The sequence below is a fragment of the Streptomyces sp. NPDC058051 genome (assembly GCF_042885475.1).
In the GTDB taxonomy this organism is placed as follows: domain Bacteria; phylum Actinomycetota; class Actinomycetes; order Streptomycetales; family Streptomycetaceae; genus Streptomyces.
This window is the reverse complement of sequence record NZ_JBHVRW010000036.1, coordinates 28,203-53,542: the sequence shown is the minus strand read 5'-3', so window position 1 is coordinate 53,542 and position 25,340 is coordinate 28,203. Positions and strand designations below refer to the sequence as shown.

The following is a 25,340-nucleotide window of genomic DNA, read 5'->3' as shown; positions in this document are numbered from 1 at the left end:
CCCAGTCGGGGTAGATGCGGTGTGAGGCGGGGTCGAGGAAGTTGAAGCGGGCGAGGTTCGCCTGGTTCTGGGGGGAGGCGTAGACGTCGTGGTAGTCCGATGCAGAGAGGCGCCGCGCAATGGTGCAGATCAAGACCCCCGAGCAGATCGCGAAGATGCGTGAGGCGGGGCTGGTGGTCGCTGCCATTCACGCGGCCACCCGAGAGGCGGCGGTTCCCGGCGCCACCACGCTGGACCTGGACCAGGTCGCCCGCAAGGTGATCGCCGACCACGGAGCGAAGCCGAACTTCCTCGGGTACGGCGGCTTCCCCGCGACCATCTGCACCTCGGTCAACGAGGTCGTCGTCCACGGCATCCCGGACGACAAGACCGTCCTCAAGGACGGCGACATCATCTCCGTCGACGCCGGCGCGATCGTCGACGGGTGGCACGGCGATGCCGCGTACACGGCTTTCGTCGGCACCGGTCACGCTCCGGAGCTGATCGAGCTCTCCCGCGTGACCGAGGAATCCATGTGGGCCGGTATCGCCGCGATGAAGGTGAACCACCGCCTCATCGACATCTCGAAGGCGATCGAGTCCTACATCCGCCGCCAGCCCCGCCCCGCCACCGGTAAGTACGGGATCATCGAGGACTACGGCGGCCACGGCATCGGCACCGAGATGCACATGGATCCCCACCTGCTGAACTATGTCAGCCGCAAGCGCGGCAAGGGCATCAAGCTCGTGCCGGGCGTCTGCCTGGCCATCGAGCCGATGGTCTCGCTCGGCACGGCGCAGACCGAGGTGCTGCGGGACGACTGGACCGTGATCACCACGGACGGCACCTGGTCCTCCCACTGGGAGCACTCGATCGCTCTCACCGAACAGGGCCCGCTCGTCCTGACCGCCCCCGACTGCGGCAGGGAGAAGCTGGCGCAGTACGGGATCGAGGCCGCACCGGACCCGCTGGGCTGAGCGCACACCGGGCGGACGGGGTCGGACGGGACGGCCGGAGCCGGTGAAGGTGCGCGGGGAAGTGCCGGGATGCCGGGGCCGGTGTGGCCCCGGACCGGCCGCAAGTCCGCGGCCCCGGACCGCTTCGGGGCCGTGCGGATGGTCCGGCGGAGCGAGTGGTCCGGTGGATTTGACCCCCTTGTGGAGGTCTAAGGATCTCCTGGGTTGGGCAAACTTGACGGATTCGTCTTTTGGGGTCCGCTGACGTAGACTGACTCGTCGGCTCTCGTGCATCAGTGTGTCCACATGCCCACGGATGATGCCCGGAAGCCGATCAAGGTAGCCGATTCGAAAGGCGAAGCGTGGCCAAGAAGCAAGGTGCCATCGAAATTGAGGGCACCGTGATCGAGTCCCTCCCGAACGCCATGTTCAAGGTGGAACTCCAGAACGGTCACAAGGTCCTCGCGCACATCAGCGGCAAGATGCGGATGCACTACATCCGAATCCTTCCGGATGACCGGGTCGTCGTGGAGCTCTCCCCGTACGACCTGACGCGTGGCCGGATCGTCTACCGCTACAAGTAGATCTTGCCCGCATCACGCTTCGGCGTGGTGATGGCACTGACCCGGAGAACCTGACATCCCATGAAGGTCAAGCCGAGCGTCAAGAAGATCTGCGACAAGTGCAAGGTGATCCGCCGTCACGGTCGGGTCATGGTCATCTGCGACAACCTGCGCCACAAGCAGCGCCAGGGCTGACGCACGACCCCCTGCATCTCGCAGCACTTCGCGCGACGCACGTAATACGTACATACGCAGAGCCCGTCCAAGCTTCGGCTGACGACACCTCCGGCGGGGGCCGGGGACCCGGGCGTACCACCTCTCGCCACGAGAGGTCGGCGATCGGGAGCGGCACTGCGGAAGACCCCCGAAAAACAACTGGAGCCATTGAATGGCACGCGTTTCAGGTGTTGACATCCCGCGCGAAAAGCGCGTGGAGGTTGCCCTCACCTACGTCTTCGGTATCGGGCGCACCCGGTCCAAGGAGATTCTCGCCACCACTGGCGTGAACCCCAACACCCGCGTTCGCGACCTGGCCGAAGAGGACCTGGTCAAGATCCGCGAGTACGTGGACGCCAACCTCCGCACCGAGGGTGACCTCCGTCGCGAGATCCAGGCCGACATCCGCCGCAAGGTCGAGATCGGCTGCTACCAGGGCCTGCGTCACCGCCGCGGCCTGCCGGTCCACGGCCAGCGCACCAGCACGAACGCGCGTACCCGCAAGGGCCCGCGTCGCGCGATCGCCGGTAAGAAGAAGCCGGGCAAGAAGTAGTCCTCAGCGGACGCACTGCGGCAGTCCGGGTCTCCGGCCGTCCGCAGCAACCAGCGGTCTTCGCTGTAGGACCGATCACCTCCCCTCTCCATCTGGAGTCAAGACATGCCCCCCAAGGGTCGTCAGGGCGCAGCCAAGAAGGTGCGTCGCAAGGAAAAGAAGAACGTCGCTCACGGCCACGCGCACATCAAGAGCACGTTCAACAACACGATCGTCTCGATCACGGACCCCTCGGGCAACGTGATCTCCTGGGCCTCCGCCGGCCACGTCGGCTTCAAGGGCTCGCGCAAGTCCACCCCGTTCGCCGCGCAGATGGCCGCCGAGTCGGCCGCCCGTCGCGCGCAGGAGCACGGCATGCGCAAGGTTGACGTCTTCGTGAAGGGCCCCGGCTCCGGCCGCGAGACCGCGATCCGTTCGCTCCAGGCCACCGGCCTGGAGGTCGGTTCGATCCAGGACGTCACCCCCACCCCGCACAACGGATGCCGGCCGCCCAAGCGTCGCCGCGTCTGATTCTGCCCGGGCAGTGGTGCCGGTCATCCGGCACCGGCTCGTGGTTCCGGGCGGTACGGCCCTTTCGGGTCGTGCCGCCCGTACCCTTGTCAGTATCTGGGGGCGTCAAATAGTGGGCGCCCACGACTGAAGGAACGCAACATGCTTATCGCTCAGCGTCCGTCGCTGACCGAAGAGGTCGTTGACGAGTTCCGCTCCCGGTTCGTCATCGAGCCGCTGGAGCCGGGCTTCGGTTACACCCTCGGCAACTCTCTTCGCCGCACGCTCCTCTCCTCGATCCCCGGCGCTGCTGTCACCAGCATCCGGATCGACGGTGTCCTGCACGAGTTCACCACCGTGCCGGGCGTCAAGGAGGACGTCACCGACCTCATCCTCAACATCAAGCAGCTGGTCGTCTCCTCGGAGCACGACGAGCCGGTCGTGATGTACCTGCGCAAGCAGGGCCCCGGCCTGGTCACCGCTGCTGACATCGCCCCGCCGGCCGGTGTGGAGGTCCACAACCCGGACCTGGTCCTGGCCACGCTGAACGGCAAGGGCAAGCTGGAGATGGAGCTGACCGTCGAGCGCGGTCGCGGCTACGTCTCCGCGGTCCAGAACAAGCAGGTGGGCCAGGAGATCGGCCGTATCCCGGTCGACTCCATCTACTCGCCGGTACTCAAGGTCACCTACAAGGTCGAGGCGACCCGAGTCGAGCAGCGCACCGACTTCGACAAGCTCATCGTCGACGTCGAGACCAAGCAGGCCATGCGTCCCCGTGACGCCATGGCTTCGGCCGGTAAGACCCTGGTCGAGCTGTTCGGCCTGGCGCGCGAGCTCAACATCGACGCCGAGGGCATCGACATGGGTCCGTCCCCGACGGACGCCGCGCTCGCCGCCGATCTGGCGCTGCCGATCGAGGAGCTGGAGCTCACGGTCCGCTCGTACAACTGCCTCAAGCGCGAAGGCATCCACTCCGTGGGTGAGCTCGTGGCGCGTTCCGAGGCCGACCTGCTCGACATCCGCAACTTCGGTGCGAAGTCGATCGACGAGGTCAAGGCGAAGCTGGCCGGTATGGGCCTGGCGCTCAAGGACAGCCCGCCCGGATTCGACCCGACGGCCGCGGCCGACGCGTTCGGCGCCGATGACGACGCGGACGCCGGTTTCGTGGAGACCGAGCAGTACTGACCACCTCCGGCGGAGGTGCCCGGCGGTCGCCGGGTGCCCCCGCCGGTGCGAGGTTCCTTCCTCGGCCACCGGCCCGGTCCCGGTCCGGTGGCCGATGCCTGCGGTGACAGGCAGGGACCGCCTCGTCCGAGGGAAGCCTCGGGCAGGCACAGACGTCCGCGGGGCAGCCGCCTCGCGGGAACTGACACCGGTACCTGATACGGCCGGTGCAGCACACAAGGAGAAAAACCATGCCGAAGCCCGCCAAGGGCGCCCGTCTGGGCGGCAGCGCTGCGCACGAGAAGCTTCTTCTCAACAACCTCGCGAAGTCGCTGTTCGAGCACGGCCGCATCACCACGACCGAGGCCAAGGCCCGCCGCCTGCGTCCGGTCGCCGAGCGCTTCATCACCAAGGCGAAGAAGGGCGACATCCACAACCGTCGCCTGGTGCTGCAGTCGATCACGGACAAGGGCATCGTGCACACGCTCTTCACCGAGATCGCCCCGCGGTACGAGAACCGCCCCGGTGGTTACACCCGCATCACCAAGATCGGCAACCGTCGCGGCGACAACGCCCCGATGGCCGTCATCGAGCTGGTCGAGGCGCTGACCGTGGCCCAGCAGGCCACCGGTGAGGCCGAGGCCGCGACCAAGCGCGCGGTCAAGGAAGACGCCCTCAAGAAGGACGAGGCCCCGGCCGAGTCCGCCGAGGTCGTCGAGGACGCCAAGCCGGCCGACGCCGAGGCAGCGGCTGATGTCGAAGCCAAGGACGCCTGAGCGTTCTGAGACCCCTGGACGGGCCCGCATCACCCTTCGGGGCGGTGCGGGCCCGTTCCGTAGGGACTGGCAGAAAAGGATCCTTCGGTGAGTGACGAGGTAGAGCCCGGCTTCGTACGGGTGCGGCTGGACCTGGCGTACGACGGCAAGGGCTTCTCCGGCTGGGCCAAGCAGACCGGCAGGCGGACCGTCCAGGGGGAGATCGAGGACGCGCTGCGGACCGTGACACGGTCCGCACGGACGTACGACCTGACCGTCGCCGGGCGTACCGATGCCGGGGTGCACGCCCGGGGCCAGGTCGCCCATGTCGACCTGCCGGACGAGGTGTGGGCCGAGCACGCGGACAAGCTGTTGCGGCGGATGGCCGGGCGGATGGCACCCGATGTGCGGATCTGGCGGATCTCCCGGGCGCCCGTCGGGTTCAATGCCCGCTTCTCGGCGCTGTGGCGTCGTTACGCGTACCGGGTCGCCGATCGTCCCGGTGGGGTGGATCCGCTGGTGCGCGGTCATGTGCTGTGGCACGACCGGCCGTTGGACGTCGACGCCATGAACGAGGCGGCGCTCCGGATGGTCGGGGAGCACGACTTCGCCGCGTACTGCAAGAAGCGCGAGGGTGCGACGACCATCCGTACGCTGCAGAAGCTGCGTTGGGTGCGGGACGAGGCGTCCGGGATCCTGACGGCGACCGTGCAGGCGGACGCGTTCTGCCACAACATGGTGCGGGCCCTGATCGGGGCGGCGCTGTTCGTCGGGGACGGGCGCCGCCCGGCCGAATGGCCCGCCCAGGTGCTGGCGGCACGGCTGCGCGATCCCGGCGTGCACGTGGTACGCCCCCATGGCCTGACGCTGGAGGAAGTGGCGTACCCGGCCGATGAGTTGCTGGCCGCCCGGTCCAAGGAGTCGCGCAGGGTGCGCACGCTCCCCGGAGCGGGCTGCTGCTGACCCGCGGCGGTGCGCCGGCCCTTCGCTCAGTCCGGGGCCGGGGCCGTGCCGCCGCGCGCCCGGCGCCGCTGCCGCCAGGCACCCGCCAGCCGGCCCGCCATGTACAGGGACACGAGTGTGGCCATCGCCGCCCGGAGCGGGCGGACGTCCGCGGCCGACCACGCGTACACGGCAGCCGCCGTGAACAGCACCAGCCCCAGGACACGCAGCAGCCACCAGAACGGTGAGCGGGGTGCGTGGCTGTCCGGGGGCGGCGGGTGTTCGCCGTCCCGGGCGGTCATCGAGGACCGCAGGCCGGCCAGCAGGCCGCGGCGGGTGAGGACCCTGGCGTCGGGGAGGGCGTCGAGGACTTCCGGGCGGTCCCCGAAGGCCGGGGGCAGCGGGGGCAGGGACAGGGCCGCCAGGAGGTCCGACTGGTGGCGGGGCGGGTTTCCCGTGGCACGCAGGACGTGGATCAGCGGGCGGGGGTCGGGGAGGGCGAAGGCGCGGGACAGGGCCTCGGCCGTGGCGGCGGCCGCGGTGTGGTCGGGGGCAGGGGACGTGGTGTCCCACTCGTGGCTGGCCAGGGGCCTGCCCTTGAGGAACAGGGTGAGCCCGCAACGTTCGGGCGTGCGGCGCAGAACCAGCGTGGGCCACTTCTCACCGGTGGTGAATCGGTCGGCGGCCGTGGTCAGCGGGTCCTCCGTGGACAGGACCGAGCGCTTGGCGGGCCGGGCCTCGGGGACGGCCTCGATGTAGGTGTGCGTGGTGGTTGCCGGGGCGGTGCGCAGGGAGACGCCGCACATCAGCGCCGCCTGTGCCACGTCCGCCGGGCGGGCCGCCGCGATCGCGACCGCGCACGGGGCGCCGGGCCACCATTCGGGGGTGGGGACGGGGGTACGGGCCTGCGGAGGAGGTCCGAAGAACGGGGTCCGGGCCGCCATGTGGATGCGGATGCCCGAGCGGGTCTCCAGGAACTCCGTGCGCGGGTCGCTCCCGAAGTACGCCCAGGGGTGCGTGGTGGCGTGGACGCCGATGGCGCGGAACGCGTCGAGGGCCTCGTCCCAGCGCTCCGTGCGCAGCAGCATCAGGGCCAGGTGGTTGCGGAAGCCGGCGGCCTCGGGGCTGCCGGTCCCGTACACGTCCGAGAGCTCCAGGGCGCGGGCGATGGCCGACGTGACGCGGGGCGCGTAGGGATCGGGGCCCGCCGGTGTGCCGGGGGCGGGGGAGAGGACCGTGTACTCCAGCGCTGCGAGCAGCGGCAGGGCGTGCAGCTTCGAGCCGGGCGGGGCCGTCGTCGCCGCGCTCTCGGCGAAGCCGAACATCTCCTCGTGCGAACCCCACCACCTCGCGGACAGGTACTGGAGGGCCGCGGCATGGCATCCGTAGTGGTGCGGGTCGCGTGCCAGGGCCTGCGCCCGGTACTCGTCGAAGGCCTCGCGCGGGGCCCGGCTGCCCCTGGCGTGGGTCAGGGCGATGCGCCACGGGACGGGATCGGCGGGGTTGAGATCGGCCGCCCCGCCGATCACCGGGGCCGCGTCCTCCAGCAGCGCGAAGAAGGCCCGGAGCTGGTCGGGCGAGACCCGCCCGGCACGTTCCGCCGTCCGTATCTCCCAGGCCCGGCCGATACAGAGGTCCGCCCGGACCAGAGCCGCGTCCGGGTCCTCGGGGGATCCGGACGACCAGGCGTCCAGCCAGCCGGGGTTGTGCAGGGCGGCTGCGGCGAGCCGGGAGACGTAGCCGTCCCTCAGCTCCCACTGGGCGTGCGCACGGGTGGCGGCCAGCAGTTCGCGGGCGGGGCCGTGGTCGCCCTCGGCTGCCGCGGTCAGGGCGGTACGGAGCGCGGTGTCCGGGGCGTCGACGACCACGGCTTCGTCCGGCGGCAGATCGGCACCGATGGCCGCGCTGTGGCGCAGCACGCGGGGGAGGGTGAGGAGGAACGGGAGGCGCACGGGAATCCCGGGCCGGGTCAGCCGGTGGGCGCGGTGGCCGCCGCCGATGCCTGGAGCTCGCCGCGGTGGCGGATCTGACGGAATGTGAAGTTCGTCAGGTCGTCACCCGTGGCGTAGACGTTCTTGTCACCCTTGGTGACGTTCTTGCCGCTGGTGAACCCGCTGATGGAGAAGTAGGCGTAGCGGCCGTAGGAGTTGGCGGTACGGCGGCAGAACGACCCGGCGGGGCAGAAGGCCGGTACGCCCGCTCCGCCCAGTGCGGCGATGCTGTCGCTCGCCTGCTGGGCCGCCTTCTTCGCCTGTGCCTCCGTCCCGAAGACCGCGAGGCCGACGGTGACGGCGACACCGTCCTTGCTGTACGTGGCACGGATGACCTGGCCGCAGCCGTTGTTGACGAGGACCGAGCCGAGCGTGCCCTTGGCGGTCGCGGCGCAGTTCTTCGTCTGCTGCGTCGCGCCCTTGACGTAGACGCGGTCGCCCATCGTGAGCTTCTTGCCGGGGAAGAACGCGTCGACGGTGATCGGCGCCTTGTCCTTCTTGGCGTCGGATATGTAGTCCTTCGGGTCCGGTGGGGGCGGTGGTGCCACCGAGGAGAAGGACGGTTCCGGCTCGGCCGTGTCGTTCGGCAGGTCGCTGGGCGCGGGCAGCTCGCTCGCGTTCTTGCCGGAGTTGGCGTGGTTGTTGTTGTTCGTCGAGATGACCGCCGTCGCCACGATCGCGCCGACCGCGGCGGTGGCGAGTACGCCGCCGCCGATCAGCAGCCACTTCTTGCGACGGCCGCGCGCGGCGGACTCGTCGGCCAGTGCTGCCCAGTCCGGAGTCTGTGTGCCCCCGGGCCCCCAGGAGGGCCCCCCTTGCCCAAAGCTCATGCGGCGAATCCTAGACGGAACATAATCCGGTTGGGCCAGGGCTTCGCGGCCCGTGACAATGCTGTGCATGGGACATCTCGAAGCGGGCCATCTGGAGTATTACCTACCGGACGGGCGGGTGCTGCTCGGCGATGCCTCGTTCCGGGTCGCGGACGGGGCCGTGGTCGCCCTCGTGGGGGCGAACGGAGCCGGGAAGACCACGCTGCTGAGGCTGCTCGCCGGGGAGCTCCAGCCGCACGGCGGCTCCGTGTCGGTGAGCGGCGGCCTCGGCGTGATGCAGCAGTTCGTGGGTTCCGTGCGGGACGACCGCACGGTCCGGGACCTGCTGGTCTCCGTCGCCCAGCCCCGTATCCGGGAGGCGGCCCTCGCGGTCGACCGGGCCGAGGAACTGATCCTCACCGTCGACGACGAGGCCGCGCAGATGACGTACGCGCAGGCCCTGAGCGACTGGGCGGAGGCACGCGGGTACGAGGCCGAGACGGTGTGGGACATGTGCACCACGGCCGCGCTCGGTGTGCCGTACGAGAAGGCGCAGTGGCGCGAGCTGCGCACGCTGTCCGGCGGTGAGCAGAAGCGGCTGGTGCTGGAGGCGCTGCTGCGCGGGCCGGACGAGGTGCTGCTGCTCGACGAGCCGGACAACTATCTCGACGTCCCCGGCAAGCGCTGGCTGGAGGAGAAGCTGAAGGAGACCCGTAAGACGGTCCTCTTCGTCTCCCACGACCGGGAGCTGCTGTCCAGGGCCGCGGAGAAGATCGTCAGCGTCGAGCCGAGCCCGGCGGGCAGCGACGTGTGGGTGCACGGCGGCGGCTTCGATACGTACCACCAGGCGCGCAAGGACCGGTTCGCCCGGTTCGAGGAGCTGCTGCGGCGCTGGGAGGAGGAGCACGCCAGGCTGAAGGCGCTGGTCCACCGGCTGCGGCAGCAGGCCGCGATCAGCCCCGACATGGCGTCCCGCTACCGGGCGATGCAGACCCGTTTCAAGAAGTTCGAGGACGCGGGACCTCCGCCGGAGCCGCCGCGCGAGCAGGACATCAGGATGCGGCTGCGCGGCGGCCGGACCGGAGTACGGGCGCTGACCTGCGAGGGGCTGGAGCTGACGGGGCTCATGAAGCCGTTCGACCTGGAGGTCTTCTACGGGGAGCGGGTCGCCGTCCTCGGCTCGAACGGCTCCGGGAAGTCCCACTTCCTGCGGCTTCTCGCGGGCGAGCCGGTGGCGCACACGGGCGGGTGGAGGCTCGGGGCGCGTGTCGTGCCGGGTCACTTCGCGCAGACGCACGCCCATCCGGAGCTGCTGGGCCACACGCTCGTGGAGATTCTGTGGACCGAGCACGCCAAGGACCGCGGCGGGGCGATGTCCGTACTGCGGCGCTACGAGCTGGAGCGGCAGGGGGACCAGCCGTTCGAGAAGCTCTCCGGCGGGCAGCAGGCCCGGTTCCAGATCCTTCTCCTGGAACTGTCCGGCACGACCGCGCTGCTGCTGGACGAGCCGACGGACAACCTGGACCTGGAGTCCGCCGAGGCCCTGCAGGACGGCCTTGAGGCGTACGACGGGACGGTCCTGGCGGTCACGCACGACCGCTGGTTCGCGAAGTCCTTCGACCGGTATCTGGTGTTCGGTTCGGACGGCGTCGTGCGGGAGACGAAGGAGCCGGTGTGGGACGAGCGGAGGGTGGAGCGGGCGCGGTAGGACGAGGTGGCGGTGGTGGGTGCTGGTGCCCGGTCCTGGTGCCCGGTCCTGGTGCCCGGCGCCGCTCGGCTGCTGGTGCTGGTCGGGGCATGGGTGCTGGTCGGAGCGCCGGCGCTCACCCGTCCGGGTGAGCGCTCCGCGAAGGGCGGACACGCCCTGTGCCGTGTTCCTAGCGTGGCCGCATGGTCAGCTCATCACACGAGGCGATGCACCGGATCTTCCAGGAGGATCCCGGGGTCTTCGCGCGGACGTTCCGCACGCTCGGCCTCCCCTTTCCGGAACCCGTCGCGGTCTCGCTCATGCCCACGGATCTCACCGAGATCAAGCCGCTCGAAAGACGAGTGGACACCCTTCTGCGGATCGACGCGGCCGAAGGCGGCAGCTATCTGCTGGCCGTTGAGGCGCAGGGCAAAAAGGACCGGGGGAAGCCCGGCAGCTGGGCCTATTACGTGGCTCACCTCTACGCGAAGTACCAGCTTCCTCCGCTGCTCCTGGTGACGTGCCAGGACCGGGCGACGGCCGAGTGGGCGGCCCGGACGGCGGTCATCGGTCCCACGACATGGCCGACGCTGTCGCTCCGCCCCTTGGTGCTCGGGCCGCACAACGTCCCCGTCCTCACCGATGCGGACGCCGCAGCGAGGGACATTCCCCTCGCCACGCTCTCGGCCATCACGCATGGTAAGGATCCGAATGCCGGTGTCATACTGAAGGCTCTGGCCGCCGCTCTGCAGACCGTTGACGACGACACTGCACTGATCTTCGCCGAACTCACCGAACTTGGCCTGGGCTCCGCTCCGGCCGCACAGATCTGGAGGGACCTGATGTCTGTAGACCTCTCTTTCTTCCGCTCGGAGACTTCTGAGCGGCTGCGTTCCGAGGGGCGTTCCGAGGGGCGTTCCGAGGGGCGTTCCGAGGGACTTGCCGAGGGCGTTCTGTTGGTCCTGTCCAAGCGGGGGATCGCGGTCTCGGAGCCGGTGCGGGAGCGGATCATGTCCTGTGCGGATCTGGACGTGCTGAGTGACTGGCTCGACCGGGCGTTGACCGCCGAGGTCGCCGAGGACCTGTTCGCGGCGGAGGCCTGATTCCGACCGTGTCGGAACGGCGGGTTCCGGGGCGGCCGGAAACCCTGTCCTGGTGTTCGGAAGCCGGGCAGGACCGACAGCCCCGGGGCTGTTTTGACCCGCACGGGGGAGCGACGGTATTCTTCTGGTTTGTTATGCGTATTGGCTTGGTCGTTCTCACGCGAGGGGCCCTTACGCCGGTTCACCGGGCCGATGACCAGCGGCAGGCACTCGGGTTGCGTCCCCGTAGCGCCGCCAAGGCTGGTGTGATCGTCCGGGTGGCCTTGTCAGGACTCACTCACTGAAGAAGCGAAGGCTACGACCGTGCGTACGTACAGCCCCAAGCCCGGCGATGTGACGCGCCAGTGGCACATCATTGACGCGCAGGACATCGTCCTGGGTCGTCTGGCCACCACGGCTGCGAACCTCCTCCGCGGCAAGCACAAGGCGATCTACGCCCCCCACATGGACATGGGCGACTTCGTCATCATCATCAACGCCGAGAAGGTTCACCTCTCCGGCAACAAGAAGACCCAGAAGATGGCGTACCGCCACTCCGGGTTCCCGGGTGGTCTCCGCTCCGTCCGCTACGACGAGCTGCTCGCCAAGAGCCCCGAGAAGGCTGTCGAGAAGGCCATCAAGGGCATGATCCCCAAGAACAGCCTGGGCCGTCAGATGCTCTCGAAGCTCAAGGTCTACGCGGGCGACCAGCACCCGCACGCTGCTCAGCAGCCGGTCCCGTTCGAGATCACCCAGGTCGCGCAGTAGTTCCGGCCTCCCCCTAAGACCAAAAGAAAGATCTGAGGAGAATCGTGGCCGAGACCACTGTTGAGAACCCCGTCGAGGGCACCGAGGGCGAAGAGGTCTTCGCCGAGGTGACCACCTTCGAGTCCGAGGTTCCCGTCGAGGGCGAGTACACCAGCGAGTCGCTGGCCTCCCGCTTCGGCGACCCGCAGCCCGCCGCCGGCCTGGGCCGTCGGAAGAACGCCATCGCCCGCGTCCGGATCGTTCCGGGCACCGGCAAGTGGAAGATCAACGGTCGCACCCTTGAGGACTACTTCCCCAACAAGGTGCACCAGCAGGAAGTCAACGAGCCCTTCAAGGTGCTCGAACTCGACAACCGCTACGACGTCATCGCCCGCATCTCGGGTGGCGGCGTCTCGGGTCAGGCCGGTGCCCTGCGCCTCGGCGTGGCCCGTGCGCTGAACGAGGCGGACGTGGACAACAACCGCGCCCCGCTGAAGAAGGCCGGCTTCCTCTCCCGCGACGACCGTGCGGTCGAGCGCAAGAAGGCCGGTCTCAAGAAGGCCCGTAAGGCCCCGCAGTACAGCAAGCGCTAAATCGCCTGCTCATCCGCTGTACACGTTCGCCCCGGCAGCACACCTTGTGCTGGCCGGGGCGTTCGTCTATCGGCACCCCTGGGCGTATAACGGCATAAGACGTTCATACGCTTGCAGGTGCGGTGTTGTGTGGCGTCGCTCGGTGAGGGCGCGCCGCGTCGTGCGCATGGTGTTGCTGTGTCGCGTCGGTCTGCACGGCGTCGGCTCGCAGGGCAACGCATTCGTTTGGTTTGTGGTTTCGGAGCATCTTCGGAGGACACCAGTGGGACGACTCTTCGGCACGGACGGTGTGCGCGGTGTCGCCAATGCGGACCTGACGGCCGAGCTGGCGCTCGGTCTGTCGGTCGCTGCGGCGCATGTGCTCGCCGAGGCGGGCACCTTCGAGGGGCATCGGCCGACAGCCGTGGTGGGGCGCGACCCACGTGCGTCCGGAGAGTTCCTGGAGGCCGCCGTCGTGGCGGGCCTCGCCAGCGCGGGCGTGGACGTCCTGCGGGTCGGTGTGCTGCCCACCCCCGCGGTGGCGTACCTCACCGGTGCGCTGGGCGCCGACCTCGGCGTGATGCTCTCCGCCAGCCACAACGCCATGCCGGACAACGGCATCAAGTTCTTCGCCCGCGGCGGTCACAAGCTCGCCGACGAGCTGGAGGACCGGATCGAGACGGTCTACGAGCAGCACCGCACCGGTGAGCCGTGGGAGCGCCCGACCGGTGCCGGTGTGGGGCGTGTCACCGAGTACGCCGAGGGCTTCGACCAGTACATCGCGCACCTGATCGCCGTCCTTCCGAACCGGCTCGACGGGCTGAAGGTCGTCCTCGACGAGGCGCACGGCGCGGCCTCCCGGGTCTCGCCCGAAGCCTTCGCACGGGCCGGCGCCGAGGTGATCACGATCGGCGCCGAGCCCGACGGCCTGAACATCAACGACGGCTGCGGCTCCACCCATCTGGAGCTGCTGAAGGCCGCCGTCGTCGACCACGGCGCCGACCTCGGTATCGCGCACGACGGTGACGCCGACCGCTGCCTCGCCGTCGACGCCACGGGCGCGGAGGTCGACGGCGACCAGATCCTGGCCGTGCTCGCCCTCGCCATGCGCGAGGCCGGGCAGCTGCGCAAGGACACCGTGGTCGGTACGGTCATGTCCAACCTCGGCTTCAAGATCGCGATGGAGCAGGCGGGCATCAAGCTCGTCCAGACCGCCGTCGGCGACCGCTACGTACTGGAGTCGATGAAGGCCGAGGGCTACGCGCTGGGCGGCGAGCAGTCCGGCCACGTCATCGTCCTGGACCACGCCACCACCGGCGACGGCACGCTGACCGGCCTGCTGCTGGCGGCCCGGGTCGCCGCCACCGGCCGTGCCCTCGCCGAGCTGGCCGAGGCCATGCAGCGGCTGCCCCAGCTCCTGATCAACGTCCCCGACGTCGACAAGTCCCGCGTCGGGACCTCCCCGGAGCTGGCCGCGGCGGTCGTCGAGGCCGAGCGCGAACTGGGCTCCACCGGACGCGTACTGCTGCGCCAGTCGGGCACGGAGCCGCTGGTACGGGTCATGGTCGAGGCGGCCGACATCGACCAGGCACGTGCGGTCGCCGAGCGGCTGGCCGACGTGGTGAAGTCCGCGCTCGGCTAGTGCCGCGGCACCGGACCGTGCCGGGCCCGTCCCCGGGCCGGGCAGGATCGGTGGGCGGGGGCCGGTGCCGTGCGTCGCGCGGCGGAGGAGGCGCCGGGACGGGGGCCCGCCCCGTAGCCCGTCCGGTGGTGTGCCGTCCGCAGGGCCGGTGCGGGGTCAGAGTTTGCGCAGGGACAGCCGCTGGACCTTGTGGTCCGGCCCCTTGCGCAGCACCAGCGTGGCACGGCCCCGGGTGGGCGCCACATTCTCCACCAGGTTGGGCTTGTTGATGGTCCGCCACATCGTCGCGGCGTACTCCATCGCCTCCGCCTCGGAGACCTGGGTGTACGTGCGGAAGTACGAGAACGGGTTCTGGAACGCCGTCTCGCGCAGCTTCCGGAACCGGTTGAGATACCAGGTCTCGATGTCCTCGGTCCTCGCGTCCACGTACACGCTGAAGTCGAAGTAGTCCGCCAGCCCGACCCTCGTCCGCCCGTCCTTGCCGGGCAGTGCGGGCTGCAGCACGTTCAGCCCCTCGACGATCAGGATGTCGGGGCGGCGTACGGTGAGCCGCTCGCCCGGCACGATGTCGTAGATCAGATGCGAGTAGACGGGCGCCGTCACCTCGTCCTTGCCGGCCTTGATGTCGGCGACGAAGCGGGTCAGGGCGCGCCGGTCGTACGACTCCGGGAACCCCTTGCGGGACATGAGGCCCCGCGCCCGGAGTTCCTTCATCGGCAGCAGGAACCCGTCCGTCGTGACGAGCTCCACCCGGGGGTGCTCGGGCCACCGGGCCAGCAACGCCTGGAGGATGCGGGCCGTGGTGGACTTGCCGACCGCGACACTGCCCGCGACCCCTATGACGAACGGGGTGCCGCGCTGTGCGCCGTGGCCGTTGCCCGCGTCCCCGAGGAAGGTGTTCAGGGCGCCGCGCAGACCCGAGGTGGCCTGGACGTACAGGTTGAGGAGCCGGGAGAGCGGCAGATAGACGTCCCGTACCTCGTCGAGGTCGATGACGTCCCCGAGCCCGCGCAGCTGCTCCACCTCCTCGGCGGTCAGCGGCAGCGGCGTCTTGTCACGCAGGGCGCTCCACTCGGCGCGCGACAGGTCGACGTACGGCGTCGTCGGGTGCTCGGTGCGTCGGTGGGTGCTCCGTGACGGTGAAGTGATCACCTGTTCATTGTTGCGGGAGTTTTGACGGCGCGGGAGGTGGGCTCGGTCACGCGGGGGGTGGGCTCGGTCACGTGGGTACGGGCGGGGCCGGTGTCCGCACCCCTGTGGCGGACACCGGCCCTGGTCCGTGGCCCCCGGACGCGTCAGGGCTTCTCGCCCTTGGCGTCGACGACGGCGGTTTCGATCCTGGCCACGCTGTAGGTGATCTGCCCCGCCGTGTGCTTCTCCGGAGGCAGTTTCACCGTGCCGGCGGCGAACTGGGACTCGTAGTCCTCGGTGACCACGGACCGCATCCCGGCGTAGCCGAAGTCGTGCGGGTCGAGGAGGATTTCCCGCTGCTCGTGCCTGCCGTCCTCCTCCCGGGTGAGGGCGATGGCCTCGCGCCCGGCGGCGTCCTTCACCAGATGGTCGGTCACGTGCACGCCGGGGACGGTGGCCAGGGCCCGGTAGATCCGGGCGAGGGCGGCCGGCGCGATCGGATACGCCTCGACCATCAGCCCCATCGCCCGGAAGCTGTGCTGCGCCTGCCCCTCCGGCGGACTCTCGGCGGTGTTGCCCGTGGGGTAGAACGAGCGGACCTTCGCCAGCAGCCGCGCCGGGTCGTCGGGCAGCTCGTCGGCGGCCCGGTAGACCTGGCGGGAGGTGCGGTAGTCGTCGTCCTTGCCGTTCTTGGCCGCGGCGGAGTTGTCGTAGGGAACCCAGTTGTCGGGGTTGTACGAGAAGTCGAGGGGAGGCGAGCCCTTCGGCTGTTCCGGTGGGGCGATCACGACCTTCGTGTAGATCCACTGGTCGTCGCGCGGCTCGGTCGGGGCGGGTTGCATCTCCAACGCGTCGGCGGCCCGGTTCAGCACCTCGGCCGGGTTGTCCAGCCGCAGGGTTCCGGAGGCCGAAGCGGGTCCGGAACGGTCGGGGGCGGCGGCCCCGACGAGCTGGGTGCCGAGCACGGCCGCCACGGTGATCGCCGCAGCCGCGCCGAGGGAGGCGATCCGCCAGTCGGCCCGCAGCCGCCGGACGCGACGGCCCGAGGCCACGGCCTCCGTGAGCCGCAGCCGGCCCGGAGCGAGTGCGGAACGGTCGGGAACGGGCGCGTCCGCGCGCAGCTCCCGCAGCTGGGTCATTTCGTCCATGACGGGGTCAGCTCCATGACGTCGGGCGTGAACGAGGGATCCATGCGCAGCGCCTCACGGACCTTGCGGCGGGCGCGATTGAGCCGGGACCGTACGGTGCCGAGCGGGATGCCCAGCGCCTCGCCGACCTCCTGGTACCCGAGATCGGCCCAGGCGATGAGCAGCAGCACATGACGGTCGCCGGGCGAGAGCGAGGCGAGTGCCCCGGCCAGCGGTGCCTGGGCGGCGATCCGGTCGTCGCAGCGGTCGCTCCAGGACGCGGCCACCGGGTCCTGACCGGTACGGGCCAGAGCCCGCAGGCCCCGCTCCTCGCCGCGCCGCTGCTTTCCGATGAGATGCGCGGCGATGCCGTACAGCCAGGGGCGGGCGTTGCGACGCGTGCGGTCGTAACGGTGCCGGGAGCGGAAGGCGATGAGGAAGGTCTCCGCCGTGATGTCGTCCGCCGCGCCCTCCCCGAGGCGGCGGGCGGCATAGCGGTGGATGTCCGGGGCGTGGCGGTCGTAGAGCCCGGCGAAGATCTCGGGATGCTCCAGCGACTGCGCGACGACCTCGGCATCGTCGTCGGGGCTGGCTGGTGGTCCGGTCACATCGGCTCCTGGGCGTCGGGGACGAGCGTGTCACCCCTTGTTGCCCGTAGGACTCGGAAAGGTTCATGGGATGCGGAAAGGTTCACCGATCCCGATACGGAGCGTCCGGGCCGGCCGCTCCGTTCGCCTCGGGCCGTCGCCGCTTCCGGTGCGTCGCGTGTCCCACGTCACAGGAACTCCTTCCGGGCGGCGGAGAGGGTAGGAGGTGTGAGGCACACAGAGGATGCGGGCGGTCTGCGCCGACGCATACGGGCGGGGGACCGCCAGACGTTCGCCGACCTCTATGAGGACTACGCGCGCACGGTCTACAACCACGCCCTCCGGATGACCGGCGACTGGTCGACGGCCGAGGACGTCATGGCCGAGACCTTCCTGGCCGCGTGGCGTACCCGGGAGCGGCTGGAACCGGACGGAGGGTCGCTCAGACCGTGGTTGCTCGGCATCGCGACCCACAAGGCCGAGAACGCGAACCGGTCCAGGCGGCGGCGGCTCGCCTTTCTGGCCCGCCACCGGGAGCCGCCCGCCGCGGCGGATTTCGCGCAGGAGACCGCGGGACGGATCGACGACGCCCGTCGGCTGGTGGCCGTCCACGCCGCGCTGAGCCGGCTGCGCCGGCACGAGCGTGAGGTGTTGGCCCTGTGCGTGTGGTCGGGTCTGGACTACGCGGAGGCCGCGCAGGCCCTGGGCATCCCGGTCGGCACCGTGCGCTCCCGGCTGTCACGGGCGCGGGCCAGGCTCCGCCGGCTCAGCGAGGAAGAAGTGGCGGAACCGCGGCGGCCCCGCGGAGAGGTGAGAAGCGGGGCCGCGCTCGCGGCCCTGCCCGTGCGGGAGGAAACACCATGAACGACGCCGGCACGCCCCGGCCGCTGTCCGAGCGGGCCGAGGTCGAGGAAGCGGCCCGGCTGCTGCCGACCCCGGCCGAATGGGACCTCCCGCCCGAGCGCCATCTCCACCACAAGGAAGCACTGATGCAACAGATGGAACAGGACCGCGCCGCCTCGGTACCGGTCGTGCGGGCTCCTCGCCGATGGCTGCGCCCGGCCGTCCTGGTACCGGCAACGGCACTGGCACTGGCCGCGGCCCTGACCGCGGGCATCGGCCTGGGCGGCAGCGGGGGACCGGCCGACGGGGCGACGCCGCGGGCGCAGGCGCCGGGGCAGGTCCGGCAGCAGACCGTCGCGCTGCTCGGCCGGCTGTCCGACGCCGCGCTCGCCGCCGACACCGCGACACCGGTCGGGGACAGCCAGTTCGTGTACGTGAGGACCACGGGCCGCAGCGCGGACCAGACGAGCGGAAAGGCGGTGACCGGTGCGCTGAAGGGGCGTGAGGTCTGGTTCTCGCAGGCACCGGGGCCGGTCAAGCGGATCGGTCTCATCCGCGAGGACGGGGACACCGTGCCGATCAATGCCGAACTCGGCGACAGCGGCGGCACCCCGGCAGGAATCGACCGGCCCACCTACCGCTGGCTGGCCGCCCTGCCGACCGACCCGGAAGCGCTGCTGACGTACCTGTACGCCAGGACCCCGGCGACGGACGGCCAGGAACGCGACCAGGCGCTGTTCGACCGCATCGGAAGCCTCATCGCGGAACAGATCATGCCGCCGGAGACCGCCGCCGCCCTCTACCGGGCCGCCGCGAGGATTCCCGGGGTCGCCGAGGCTCCGGACGCGACCGACGCCACGGGCCGCCACGGCCTCGGCATCGTCCGCGACGACACCCGGTACCACGTGCGCTCGGAATGGGTCTTCGACACCGACGACCTCTCGTTCCTGGGCTCCCGCAGCTACCTCACCGCGGACACTCCGGTCGGAGGGACCGGCACCCTGCTCTCCAGTACGGCCGTCATGGAGCGGGCCGTGGTGGACGAGGCCGGCCGACGGCCCACCGCCGCGGAAGCCCGCAGAACGGCATGACATCCGGACGCCCGGAGTCGACGGCGCCGGGCGGACGTGAGGAAGGCCCAACCCGGAACGGCCCAACCCGGAACGGCCCTGCTCCGGATCGGCCGGGCTCCGGAACGGTTGGGCGGGCGTGAAGAAGGCCCTGCCCCGGAACGTTCGCCGTTCCGGGGCAGGGCCCGTGTGTCCTCGGTAGCCGGTGGAGCCGGCCGTGTCAGCTGTTTCAGCCGCGTCGGCGGCGGCGTGTGGCGATCAGTACCGCGCCTGCTCCCGCCAGCACACATCCCAGGGCCGTCAGTGCGAGCAGGCCGTCACCGTCACTGCCGGTGTGGCTGAGTTCGCCGCCATGGTGGCCGGACCACGTGGGCTTGCCGCCATGGTGTCCGGGCCACGGGTGCTTCGTGGGCTTCGTGGTCGGCCAGGTGTGGGACGGATGCGGGGACGGGGAGGCTCCCCGGTCCTTGTTGGTGAGCGTGCAGGTGACCGCGGCGCCGGCCGCGAGGGTCACCCGGTCGTCGTCGACCGGCACGCTGCCGCCGGAACCGGTGCAGGCCCAGCCGAGGGCCTCGTAGTTCTCCGGACCGCCGGACTCGCCGAGGGTGTAGGTCCCCGACGGCACCTTCACGTTCGTGACCTCGGCGGCGCCGCTCGTACCGGAGAGGTCCGCCGGACCCGTCGCGGTCAGTGTCCAGTCCTGGGGCTCGGCCGTCCCGCCGTGTTCGTTGACCACGTGCTTGACGAGCGTGAGCTGCGCCTCGCACGTCACCGTGTTCCGTACGGTGAACACGTTGGCGGGCCGGTCCAGTTCGGCCGGGTAGGGAAGGGCCGCGTCGACGGACACGCCGTTGGCCGCCGTGACCCGGCTGCTGCGGAGCGTGCAGGTGTCGGGGATGTCGGTCGTCTCGGCGATCGTCGTGGTGTCGCCGACGGTGTAGCCCTCGCGGGCCACGCCCCACTCCTGGGTTGTGGCCTCTCCGGCCCCGGGACCGGTCAGGGTGAGTGCGGCGTCGAAACCGGCCGGGCGGTCGGCGTGGGTGTACGTCTTCCCGTCGATGCTCCATTCCTTGTCGACGGTGACCTCGGCGGTCTGCCGGGGCCGGTTGTAGATGGTGCAGCTGATCGCGGAGAGCTGGGGGACGTCGACGGTGAAGCCCGGGGCTTCGGCCGTGCCTGTGTTGGTGACCGTGACGGGTGTGTCGTCGTCCAGGTTGGTGCAGACCGCGTTCTGCCCTTCCTGCGTCACCACCGAGTAGCCCGTCTGCTGGGTCTCCGCCACGTCCACGTCGGCGGATTCCGTGCCGCTCGGGTAGGTCGGTTCGAAGACCACGGCTCCCGTGCCGTCGGATGTCGTCTCCTGCGTGTCGGGCAGTCCGCCGACACCCGGTGTCGTGGTGGTCGCGGTGAACTCCCAGCCGGCGTCGGCCGGGGTGGAGCCGGTGACGTCCTCGCCGGTGTTCCCGGCGGGCACGATCTGCTTGACGACGGAGAGCGTCCCGGCGCAGTGGTCGAGTGCGATGTTGGTCAGGGCTTCGCCGGCGCCCTCGAAGTCCTCGGTCTGGTAGTAGTCGGCGGTGGTCGGGTTGGTTCCGTCGAAGGCCTCCGTACCCGAGATGGCACGGAGGTTCAGCCCGGAGACCCCTTCGACGCCCCGGCCGACGCCGACGGCGATGACGCGGGAGCCCTTCGCCTTCACCGCGTTGGCGGCGAAGATCCCGCCCTCGACGTCGGCGAAGTGGGTGTGCGAGCCGTCACCGGAGCGGGGGTTGTTCCAGTACGTCGGATTGCCGTCGGTGAGCACGACGACCGCGTCGTAGTGGGGCTCCGCCTTGGCCACCGCGTACAGGCCCTGGTCCCAGTTGGTGCCGGAGCCCAGGGTCCAGTCGGCGTAGAGGTTCTTGAAGGCGTCGGCGCCGGCCTGCGTCGACACCGGCATCAGCGCCGGGTGGTTCGTCGTGCCGGTGCTCGGCGATCCCCGGTCGAAGGAGAAGAGGGCCATGCTCGACGGCGTGCCGACGAGCGAATTGGTGAAGCCGTTGGCCGCCGCCTTCAGGGACGGCAGGGCGCTTCCCACGGACGCCGAGAGGTCCAGGACCAGGGCGATGTTCAGGCCGCAGCTCTCCGGCAGTCCGGGATTGATCCGCGACTGCTGCCAGATGCCGCCGGAGGCGACGTACGGGTTCGCCGAGTAGTCGGTGCTGAACATGAAGTCGCTGGTGGAGGAGTACGTCTGCCCTCCCTCCAGCGCGGGGGTCTGGAACTGGTACGGAGACTGCACCGAGCCCGACCCGCTGCCCTGGCCGGTGCGCAGGTCGGGGTTGGTGTACCAGCCCGCCGGAACACCGTTCTCGACCTGGCGGACGTAGTAGCGCACGCCTTCGTTGACGCCGCCGCTGCCGGTGTCCGGCACGACGAAATTGCAGTCCCCGTCGGCGTCGGAGGTGCACAGGGCCCACGTCCCGTTGACGGGGGTGGTGGCGTTCGCCGACGCGTACAGGGCCAGTTGCACTCCGGCGAGCGGGCCGACGACCGAGTCGGCGACGCGGTCGCCACCGGTCTTCACCGTCACCACGGAGCTGTCGGCCTCGGGCGGCGGTACGGTCGCGGGAGCCGCCCCCAGCAGGGACACGAGCGCCACAGCACCCGCTACGGCCCGTCCGACAGCCCGGCGGGCTCCGCCTCGACGGCCGGCGAGGCCGCCCGGTTCGGCTGCCGCCTTGCACAGAAAGCGCATGGGTTCCTCTCTGACGTAGTAAGGAGGCACCCATGTAATCAAGGCATAAAGCCCATATATGACGATTAGTCCATCGGGGGGCGAGGTTCGGCGGATGCCCCTCGGGGGGCCGGGGCGCGGCCGTTCGCCTTCGGGGCGTGCGCACCCGTCCCCGTGTCGGCCGTGGCGTCGCGCGTCACCCGTTCGGAGCCATGCGCGCCTCCGTCCTTCGGGGAGGAGGGCCGTCCGTCCGGGCGCGGTGCGGCGCCCGGACGGACGGGCCATCCGAATCATCCGGATCCGGATGATTCGGAATTGCGGCTTCCGTTTCTGCCCGCACGCTGGACGGGGGAGGCCCGAGCGCGTCACCCGCCTCGGCCGTGCCTTCCCGCCCCACGGCTCGTGTGCGTACGTCTGCCCTCCGGGCGGCGAGGGCTCACGGTCGCGGCCGGCCAGTACACCCGAGAGGACAGCACGCATGCCCGCAGTGACCACGCGCGACGGTATCGAGATCTTCTACAAGGACTGGGGCCGGGGCCGCCCCGTCGTCTTCATCCACGGCTGGCCCCTGAACGGCGACGCCTGGCAGGACCAGCTCAAGGCGGTGGCGGACCACGGGTACCGCGGCATCGCGCACGACCGGCGCGGCCACGGGCGCTCCACCCCGGTCTGGGACGGCTACGACTTCGACACCTTCGCGGACGATCTCAACGACCTGATCACCCAGCTGGACCTGCGGGACGTCACGCTGGTGGCGCACTCGATGGGTGGTGGCGAACTCGCCCGCTACATCGGCCGCCACGGCACCGGGCGGATCAGGTCGGCGGTGCTGCTCTCCGCGATCCCCCCGCTGATGCTCAAGGGCCCCGACAACCCCGAGGGTGTGCCGCAGTCGGTCTTCGACGACATCAAGAAGGGCATCCTCGCCGAGCGTTCGCAGTTCTGGAAGGACACCGCAGTCGGCTTCTTCGGTGCCAACCGGGACGGCAACAAGGTCACCCAGGGCAACAAGGACGCCTTCTGGCACATGGCCATGGCCGAGACCATCGAGGGCGGCGTCGCCTGTGTCGACGCCTTCGCGGCGACGGACTTCCACGAGGACCTGAAGAAGTTCGACATCCCCACGCTCGTCGTGCACGGCGACGACGACCAGGTCGTCCCCATCGACGCCACGGGCCGCAAGTCCGCCGAACTCATCCAGGACGCGACGCTCAAGGTCTACGAAGGCGGCTCCCACGGCATCGCCCTCGTCCCGGGCCACAAGGAGAAGTTCAACAAGGACCTCCTGGAGTTCCTCAAGCGCTGAAACGCTCTCCCGGCCTCCTGGGCGGGTCCGGCCCCGCCGGGCGGCCTCGCCCCCCGCCCCGCAGGTTCGGCCCCCGCCCGACGGGCTCGGTCCGTCGGGCGCTCTCCCTGCCGCGCCGTTCCTCTTCTGCGACGATGCGAGGACCAGGGGCGGGCGACCAGGAAGGGAACGGTATGTGCGGAATCGTCGGATACGTCGGTGGGCAGTCGGCGCAGGACGTCGTCGTCGCGGGTCTGAAGCGCCTCGAATACCGGGGCTACGACTCGGCGGGCATCGCCGTCCTCGCGGACGGCGGTCTGGCCTCGGCGAAGAAGGCCGGGAAGCTCGTCAATCTGGAGAAGACGCTGGCCGAGGCGCCGATCCCGGCCGGGGCCGCCGGGATCGGGCACACCCGCTGGGCCACCCACGGCGCGCCCACCGACGCCAACGCCCACCCGCACCTCGACAACGCGGGCCGCGTCGCCGTCGTGCACAACGGGATCATCGAGAACTTCGCCGTGCTCCGTGCCGAACTGGCCGAGCGCGGCCACGACTTGGCCTCCGAGACGGACACCGAGGTCGTCGCCCACCTTCTCGCCGAGGCGTTCTCGTCCTGTGCGGACCTCGCGGAGTCGATGCGGCAGGTCTGCCGGCGGCTGGAGGGGGCCTTCACCCTCGTCGCCGTGCACGCCGACGCGCCCGACACGGTCGTCGGGGCCCGGCGCAACTCGCCGCTCGTCGTGGGAGTGGGGGAGGACGAGTCGTTCCTGGCGTCCGACGTGGCCGCGTTCATCGCGCACACCCGCTCCGCGATCGAGCTGGGACAGGACCAGGTGGTGGAGCTGCGCCGGGAAGGAGTCACCGTCACCGACTTCGACGGGCGGCCCGCCGACGTCCGCGCGTACCACGTGGACTGGGACGTCTCCGCCGCCGAGAAGGACGGCCACGCCTCCTTCATGCTCAAGGAGATCGAGGAGCAGCCCAAGGCCGTCGCCGACACGCTCCTCGGGCGGATCGACGGCGCGGGCACCCTCCACCTCGACGAGGTGCGGATCACGCCCCGCGAGCTCCGCGAGGTCGACAAGGTCGTCATCGTCGCCTGCGGCACCGCGTTCCACGCCGGGATGATCGCCAAGTACGCCATCGAGCACTGGACCCGGATCCCCTGCGAGACCGAGCTGGCCAGCGAGTTCCGCTACCGCGACCCGATCCTCGACCACCGCACCCTCGTCATCGCGATCTCCCAGTCCGGCGAGACGATGGACACACTGATGGCCCTGAGGCACGCCCGCGAACAGGGCGCCAAGGTCCTCGCCATCTGCAACACCAACGGCTCCACCATCCCCCGGGAGTCCGACGCGGTCCTCTACACGCACGCCGGGCCCGAAGTCGCCGTCGCCTCCACCAAGGCGTTCCTCACCCAGCTCGTCGCCTGCTACCTCGTCGCCCTCTACCTCGGGCAGATCTGCGGCACGAAGTGGGGGGACGAGATCAGGACGGTCATCCGGCAGCTCTCCGCGATCTCCGGGGCCGTCGAACAGGTCCTGGCGACCATGGAGCCCGTACGGGCGCTCGCCCGCTCCCTCGCCGACCACGACACCGTGCTCTTCCTGGGCCGTCACGTCGGCTATCCGGTGGCCCTGGAAGGCGCGTTGAAGCTCAAGGAACTCGCGTACATGCACGCCGAGGGCTTCGCCGCCGGTGAGCTCAAGCACGGGCCGATCGCGCTCGTCGAGGACGGCATGCCGGTCGTCGTGGTCGTGCCACCGCCGCGCGGCCGGTCGGTGCTGCACGACAAGATCGTGTCGAACATCCAGGAGATCCGGGCCCGCGGCGCCCTCACCGTCGTCATCGCCGAGGAGGGCGACGAGGCGGTCGTCCCGTATGCCGACCACCTGATCCGGATCCCCGTGACGCCTACGCTGCTTCAGCCGCTGGTGTCGACCGTGCCGCTCCAGGTGTTCGCCTGCGAACTGGCCACGGCCCGCGGCAACGACGTGGACCAGCCGCGCAATCTGGCGAAGTCCGTGACCGTGGAGTAGCGAGAGTTGAGGGAACACGCGTGATCATCGGGGTCGGGATCGATGTGGCCGAGATCGAACGGTTCGACGCGGCGCTGGAGCGTACGCCGCAGATGGCCGACCGGCTCTTCCTGAAGAGCGAGTTGCTGCTGGCCAGTGGCGAGCGGCGCGGTATCGCCTCGCTCGCCGCCCGGTTCGCCGCCAAGGAGGCCCTGGCGAAGGCGCTCGGCGCGCCGGGCGGCCTGCTCTGGACGGATGCCGAGGTGTACGTCGAGGACAGCGGGCAGCCGCGGCTGCGGGTGAGCGGCACCGTCGCCGCACGCGCGGCCGCGCTGGGCGTACGGCACTGGCACGTATCGCTCAGCCATGACGCGGGGGTGGCGTCGGCCGTGGTGATCGCGGAGGGTTGAGCA

The 25,340-nt window shown here is 70.4% G+C and carries 24 protein-coding genes and 1 pseudogene; 18 read left to right on the top strand and 7 right to left on the bottom strand.

Translation table 11 applies throughout. The features are described from left to right. A pseudogene (locus tag ACFVUT_RS34810) lies at positions 1 to 94 on the bottom strand (transcriptional regulator); the annotation flags it as partial. A gap of 25 nt (positions 95 to 119) precedes the next feature. Between ACFVUT_RS34810 and map the strand changes: the two are divergent. From map to truA, 8 genes are all read left to right on the top strand, one after another. Then, positions 120 to 956 (top strand): type I methionyl aminopeptidase, encoded by an 837-nt coding sequence (map, locus tag ACFVUT_RS34805; RefSeq protein WP_389655989.1) that lies wholly within the window; start codon positions 120 to 122, stop codon positions 954 to 956. Between the two features lie 341 nt (positions 957 to 1,297). After that, positions 1,298 to 1,519, top strand: coding sequence for a translation initiation factor IF-1 (infA, locus tag ACFVUT_RS34800; RefSeq protein ID WP_003956442.1), 222 nt, complete (start codon positions 1,298 to 1,300; stop codon positions 1,517 to 1,519). A 60-nt stretch (positions 1,520 to 1,579) separates the two neighbouring features. After that, complete coding sequence (rpmJ, locus tag ACFVUT_RS34795; protein WP_003956441.1) at positions 1,580 to 1,693, top strand: 50S ribosomal protein L36; 114 nt, start codon at positions 1,580 to 1,582, stop codon at positions 1,691 to 1,693. A 193-nt stretch (positions 1,694 to 1,886) separates the two neighbouring features. Then, complete coding sequence (gene rpsM, locus ACFVUT_RS34790) at positions 1,887 to 2,267, top strand: 30S ribosomal protein S13 (RefSeq protein ID WP_018519286.1); 381 nt, start codon at positions 1,887 to 1,889, stop codon at positions 2,265 to 2,267. Positions 2,268 to 2,372: 105 nt separating this feature from the next. Next, positions 2,373 to 2,777: a 30S ribosomal protein S11 gene (gene rpsK / locus ACFVUT_RS34785; protein WP_003956432.1), complete on the top strand. Its 405-nt coding sequence runs from the start codon at positions 2,373 to 2,375 to the stop codon at positions 2,775 to 2,777. A 141-nt stretch (positions 2,778 to 2,918) separates the two neighbouring features. Beyond that, positions 2,919 to 3,941, top strand: a complete 1,023-nt coding sequence (locus ACFVUT_RS34780; RefSeq protein ID WP_003966937.1) for a DNA-directed RNA polymerase subunit alpha — start codon at positions 2,919 to 2,921, stop codon at positions 3,939 to 3,941. 230 nt (positions 3,942 to 4,171) lie between these two features. Then, the gene (rplQ, locus tag ACFVUT_RS34775; protein ID WP_389655987.1) at positions 4,172 to 4,696 is read left to right on the top strand and encodes a 50S ribosomal protein L17; all 525 of its coding nucleotides are present in this window, start codon (positions 4,172 to 4,174) and stop codon (positions 4,694 to 4,696) included. An 87-nt stretch (positions 4,697 to 4,783) separates the two neighbouring features. Next, positions 4,784 to 5,638 carry a tRNA pseudouridine(38-40) synthase TruA gene (gene truA, locus ACFVUT_RS34770; RefSeq protein ID WP_389655985.1) on the top strand — a complete coding sequence of 285 codons (855 nt, stop codon included), beginning with the start codon at positions 4,784 to 4,786 and terminating at the stop codon, positions 5,636 to 5,638. Positions 5,639 to 5,664: 26 nt separating this feature from the next. On the opposite strand, the gene ACFVUT_RS34765 is transcribed toward truA, so the two are convergent. Together ACFVUT_RS34765 and ACFVUT_RS34760 are read right to left on the bottom strand one after the other, a co-directional pair. Continuing rightward, a complete protein-coding gene (locus tag ACFVUT_RS34765; RefSeq protein ID WP_389655983.1) occupies positions 5,665 to 7,536 on the bottom strand; it encodes a hypothetical protein in 1,872 nt (623 codons plus the stop codon). Between the two features lie 50 nt (positions 7,537 to 7,586). Continuing rightward, positions 7,587 to 8,438: a hypothetical protein gene (locus ACFVUT_RS34760; RefSeq protein ID WP_389655981.1), complete on the bottom strand. Its 852-nt coding sequence runs from the start codon at positions 8,436 to 8,438 to the stop codon at positions 7,587 to 7,589. 58 nt (positions 8,439 to 8,496) lie between these two features. Here ACFVUT_RS34760 and ACFVUT_RS34755 point away from each other — a divergent pair, with 58 nt between their 5' ends. The 5 genes from ACFVUT_RS34755 to glmM all read left to right on the top strand — a co-directional run bounded on the left by ACFVUT_RS34755 (position 8,497) and on the right by glmM (position 14,147). Further along, a complete protein-coding gene (locus ACFVUT_RS34755; protein ID WP_389656104.1) occupies positions 8,497 to 10,125 on the top strand; it encodes an ABC-F family ATP-binding cassette domain-containing protein in 1,629 nt (542 codons plus the stop codon). Positions 10,126 to 10,307: 182 nt separating this feature from the next. Then, positions 10,308 to 11,207 (top strand): hypothetical protein, encoded by a 900-nt coding sequence (locus tag ACFVUT_RS34750; protein WP_389655979.1) that lies wholly within the window; start codon positions 10,308 to 10,310, stop codon positions 11,205 to 11,207. Positions 11,208 to 11,510: 303 nt separating this feature from the next. Continuing rightward, positions 11,511 to 11,954, top strand: a complete 444-nt coding sequence (gene rplM, locus ACFVUT_RS34745) for a 50S ribosomal protein L13 (RefSeq protein WP_072486702.1) — start codon at positions 11,511 to 11,513, stop codon at positions 11,952 to 11,954. A 44-nt stretch (positions 11,955 to 11,998) separates the two neighbouring features. Continuing rightward, complete coding sequence (gene rpsI / locus ACFVUT_RS34740) at positions 11,999 to 12,526, top strand: 30S ribosomal protein S9 (RefSeq protein WP_030914197.1); 528 nt, start codon at positions 11,999 to 12,001, stop codon at positions 12,524 to 12,526. A gap of 262 nt (positions 12,527 to 12,788) precedes the next feature. Then, positions 12,789 to 14,147 carry a phosphoglucosamine mutase gene (glmM, locus tag ACFVUT_RS34735; RefSeq protein ID WP_389655977.1) on the top strand — a complete coding sequence of 453 codons (1,359 nt, stop codon included), beginning with the start codon at positions 12,789 to 12,791 and terminating at the stop codon, positions 14,145 to 14,147. Between the two features lie 156 nt (positions 14,148 to 14,303). Here the strand turns inward: glmM and coaA are convergent, their stop codons facing one another. From coaA to ACFVUT_RS34720, 3 genes are all read right to left on the bottom strand, one after another. Further along, the gene (gene coaA / locus ACFVUT_RS34730; RefSeq protein WP_389655975.1) at positions 14,304 to 15,299 is read right to left on the bottom strand and encodes a type I pantothenate kinase; all 996 of its coding nucleotides are present in this window, start codon (positions 15,297 to 15,299) and stop codon (positions 14,304 to 14,306) included. Positions 15,300 to 15,442: 143 nt separating this feature from the next. Next, complete coding sequence (locus ACFVUT_RS34725) at positions 15,443 to 16,426, bottom strand: CU044_5270 family protein (protein WP_389655973.1); 984 nt, start codon at positions 16,424 to 16,426, stop codon at positions 15,443 to 15,445. Continuing rightward, positions 16,414 to 17,013 (bottom strand): RNA polymerase sigma factor, encoded by a 600-nt coding sequence (locus ACFVUT_RS34720; RefSeq protein ID WP_389655971.1) that lies wholly within the window; start codon positions 17,011 to 17,013, stop codon positions 16,414 to 16,416. The genes ACFVUT_RS34725 and ACFVUT_RS34720 overlap by 13 nt, the downstream gene beginning before the upstream one ends. Positions 17,014 to 17,220: 207 nt before the next feature. On the opposite strand from ACFVUT_RS34720, the gene ACFVUT_RS34715 reads away from it, so the two are divergent. Together ACFVUT_RS34715 and ACFVUT_RS34710 are read left to right on the top strand one after the other, a co-directional pair. Next, positions 17,221 to 17,856, top strand: coding sequence for an RNA polymerase sigma factor (locus ACFVUT_RS34715; protein WP_389655969.1), 636 nt, complete (start codon positions 17,221 to 17,223; stop codon positions 17,854 to 17,856). Further along, positions 17,853 to 18,926 carry a CU044_5270 family protein gene (locus ACFVUT_RS34710; protein WP_389655967.1) on the top strand — a complete coding sequence of 358 codons (1,074 nt, stop codon included), beginning with the start codon at positions 17,853 to 17,855 and terminating at the stop codon, positions 18,924 to 18,926. The genes ACFVUT_RS34715 and ACFVUT_RS34710 overlap by 4 nt, the downstream gene beginning before the upstream one ends. A gap of 208 nt (positions 18,927 to 19,134) precedes the next feature. Here the strand turns inward: ACFVUT_RS34710 and ACFVUT_RS34705 are convergent, their stop codons facing one another. After that, positions 19,135 to 21,642 carry a hypothetical protein gene (locus tag ACFVUT_RS34705; protein ID WP_389655965.1) on the bottom strand — a complete coding sequence of 836 codons (2,508 nt, stop codon included), beginning with the start codon at positions 21,640 to 21,642 and terminating at the stop codon, positions 19,135 to 19,137. A 457-nt stretch (positions 21,643 to 22,099) separates the two neighbouring features. Between ACFVUT_RS34705 and ACFVUT_RS34700 the strand changes: the two genes are divergently transcribed. The 3 genes from ACFVUT_RS34700 (at position 22,100) to ACFVUT_RS34690 (ending at position 25,337) form a co-directional block, all read left to right on the top strand. After that, complete coding sequence (locus tag ACFVUT_RS34700; RefSeq protein ID WP_389655963.1) at positions 22,100 to 22,927, top strand: alpha/beta fold hydrolase; 828 nt, start codon at positions 22,100 to 22,102, stop codon at positions 22,925 to 22,927. A 173-nt stretch (positions 22,928 to 23,100) separates the two neighbouring features. Continuing rightward, positions 23,101 to 24,948, top strand: a complete 1,848-nt coding sequence (gene glmS, locus ACFVUT_RS34695; RefSeq protein ID WP_389655961.1) for a glutamine--fructose-6-phosphate transaminase (isomerizing) — start codon at positions 23,101 to 23,103, stop codon at positions 24,946 to 24,948. Between the two features lie 20 nt (positions 24,949 to 24,968). After that, on the top strand, positions 24,969 to 25,337 hold the full coding sequence (locus tag ACFVUT_RS34690; protein WP_389655959.1) for a holo-ACP synthase: 369 nt from the start codon (positions 24,969 to 24,971) through the stop codon (positions 25,335 to 25,337). Positions 25,338 to 25,340: the final 3 nt, after the last annotated feature.

Excerpts from the sequence above, each read along its gene's own strand:
- map (WP_389655989.1), top strand. The coding sequence starts at position 120 with ATGGTGCAGATCAAGACCCCCGAGCAGATCGCGAAGATGCGTGAGGCG.
- rpmJ (WP_003956441.1), top strand. The coding sequence starts at position 1,580 with ATGAAGGTCAAGCCGAGCGTCAAGAAGATCTGCGACAAGTGCAAGGTG.
- rpsM (WP_018519286.1), top strand. The coding sequence starts at position 1,887 with ATGGCACGCGTTTCAGGTGTTGACATCCCGCGCGAAAAGCGCGTGGAG.
- rpsK (WP_003956432.1), top strand. The coding sequence starts at position 2,373 with ATGCCCCCCAAGGGTCGTCAGGGCGCAGCCAAGAAGGTGCGTCGCAAG.
- ACFVUT_RS34780 (WP_003966937.1), top strand. The coding sequence starts at position 2,919 with ATGCTTATCGCTCAGCGTCCGTCGCTGACCGAAGAGGTCGTTGACGAG.
- rplQ (WP_389655987.1), top strand. The coding sequence starts at position 4,172 with ATGCCGAAGCCCGCCAAGGGCGCCCGTCTGGGCGGCAGCGCTGCGCAC.
- ACFVUT_RS34760 (WP_389655981.1), bottom strand. The coding sequence starts at position 8,438 with ATGAGCTTTGGGCAAGGGGGGCCCTCCTGGGGGCCCGGGGGCACACAG.
- ACFVUT_RS34755 (WP_389656104.1), top strand. The coding sequence starts at position 8,497 with ATGCTGTGCATGGGACATCTCGAAGCGGGCCATCTGGAGTATTACCTA.
- ACFVUT_RS34750 (WP_389655979.1), top strand. The coding sequence starts at position 10,308 with ATGGTCAGCTCATCACACGAGGCGATGCACCGGATCTTCCAGGAGGAT.
- ACFVUT_RS34725 (WP_389655973.1), bottom strand. The coding sequence starts at position 16,426 with ATGGACGAAATGACCCAGCTGCGGGAGCTGCGCGCGGACGCGCCCGTT.
- ACFVUT_RS34710 (WP_389655967.1), top strand. The coding sequence starts at position 17,853 with ATGAACGACGCCGGCACGCCCCGGCCGCTGTCCGAGCGGGCCGAGGTC.
- ACFVUT_RS34705 (WP_389655965.1), bottom strand. The coding sequence starts at position 21,642 with ATGCGCTTTCTGTGCAAGGCGGCAGCCGAACCGGGCGGCCTCGCCGGC.
- ACFVUT_RS34700 (WP_389655963.1), top strand. The coding sequence starts at position 22,100 with ATGCCCGCAGTGACCACGCGCGACGGTATCGAGATCTTCTACAAGGAC.
- glmS (WP_389655961.1), top strand. The coding sequence starts at position 23,101 with ATGTGCGGAATCGTCGGATACGTCGGTGGGCAGTCGGCGCAGGACGTC.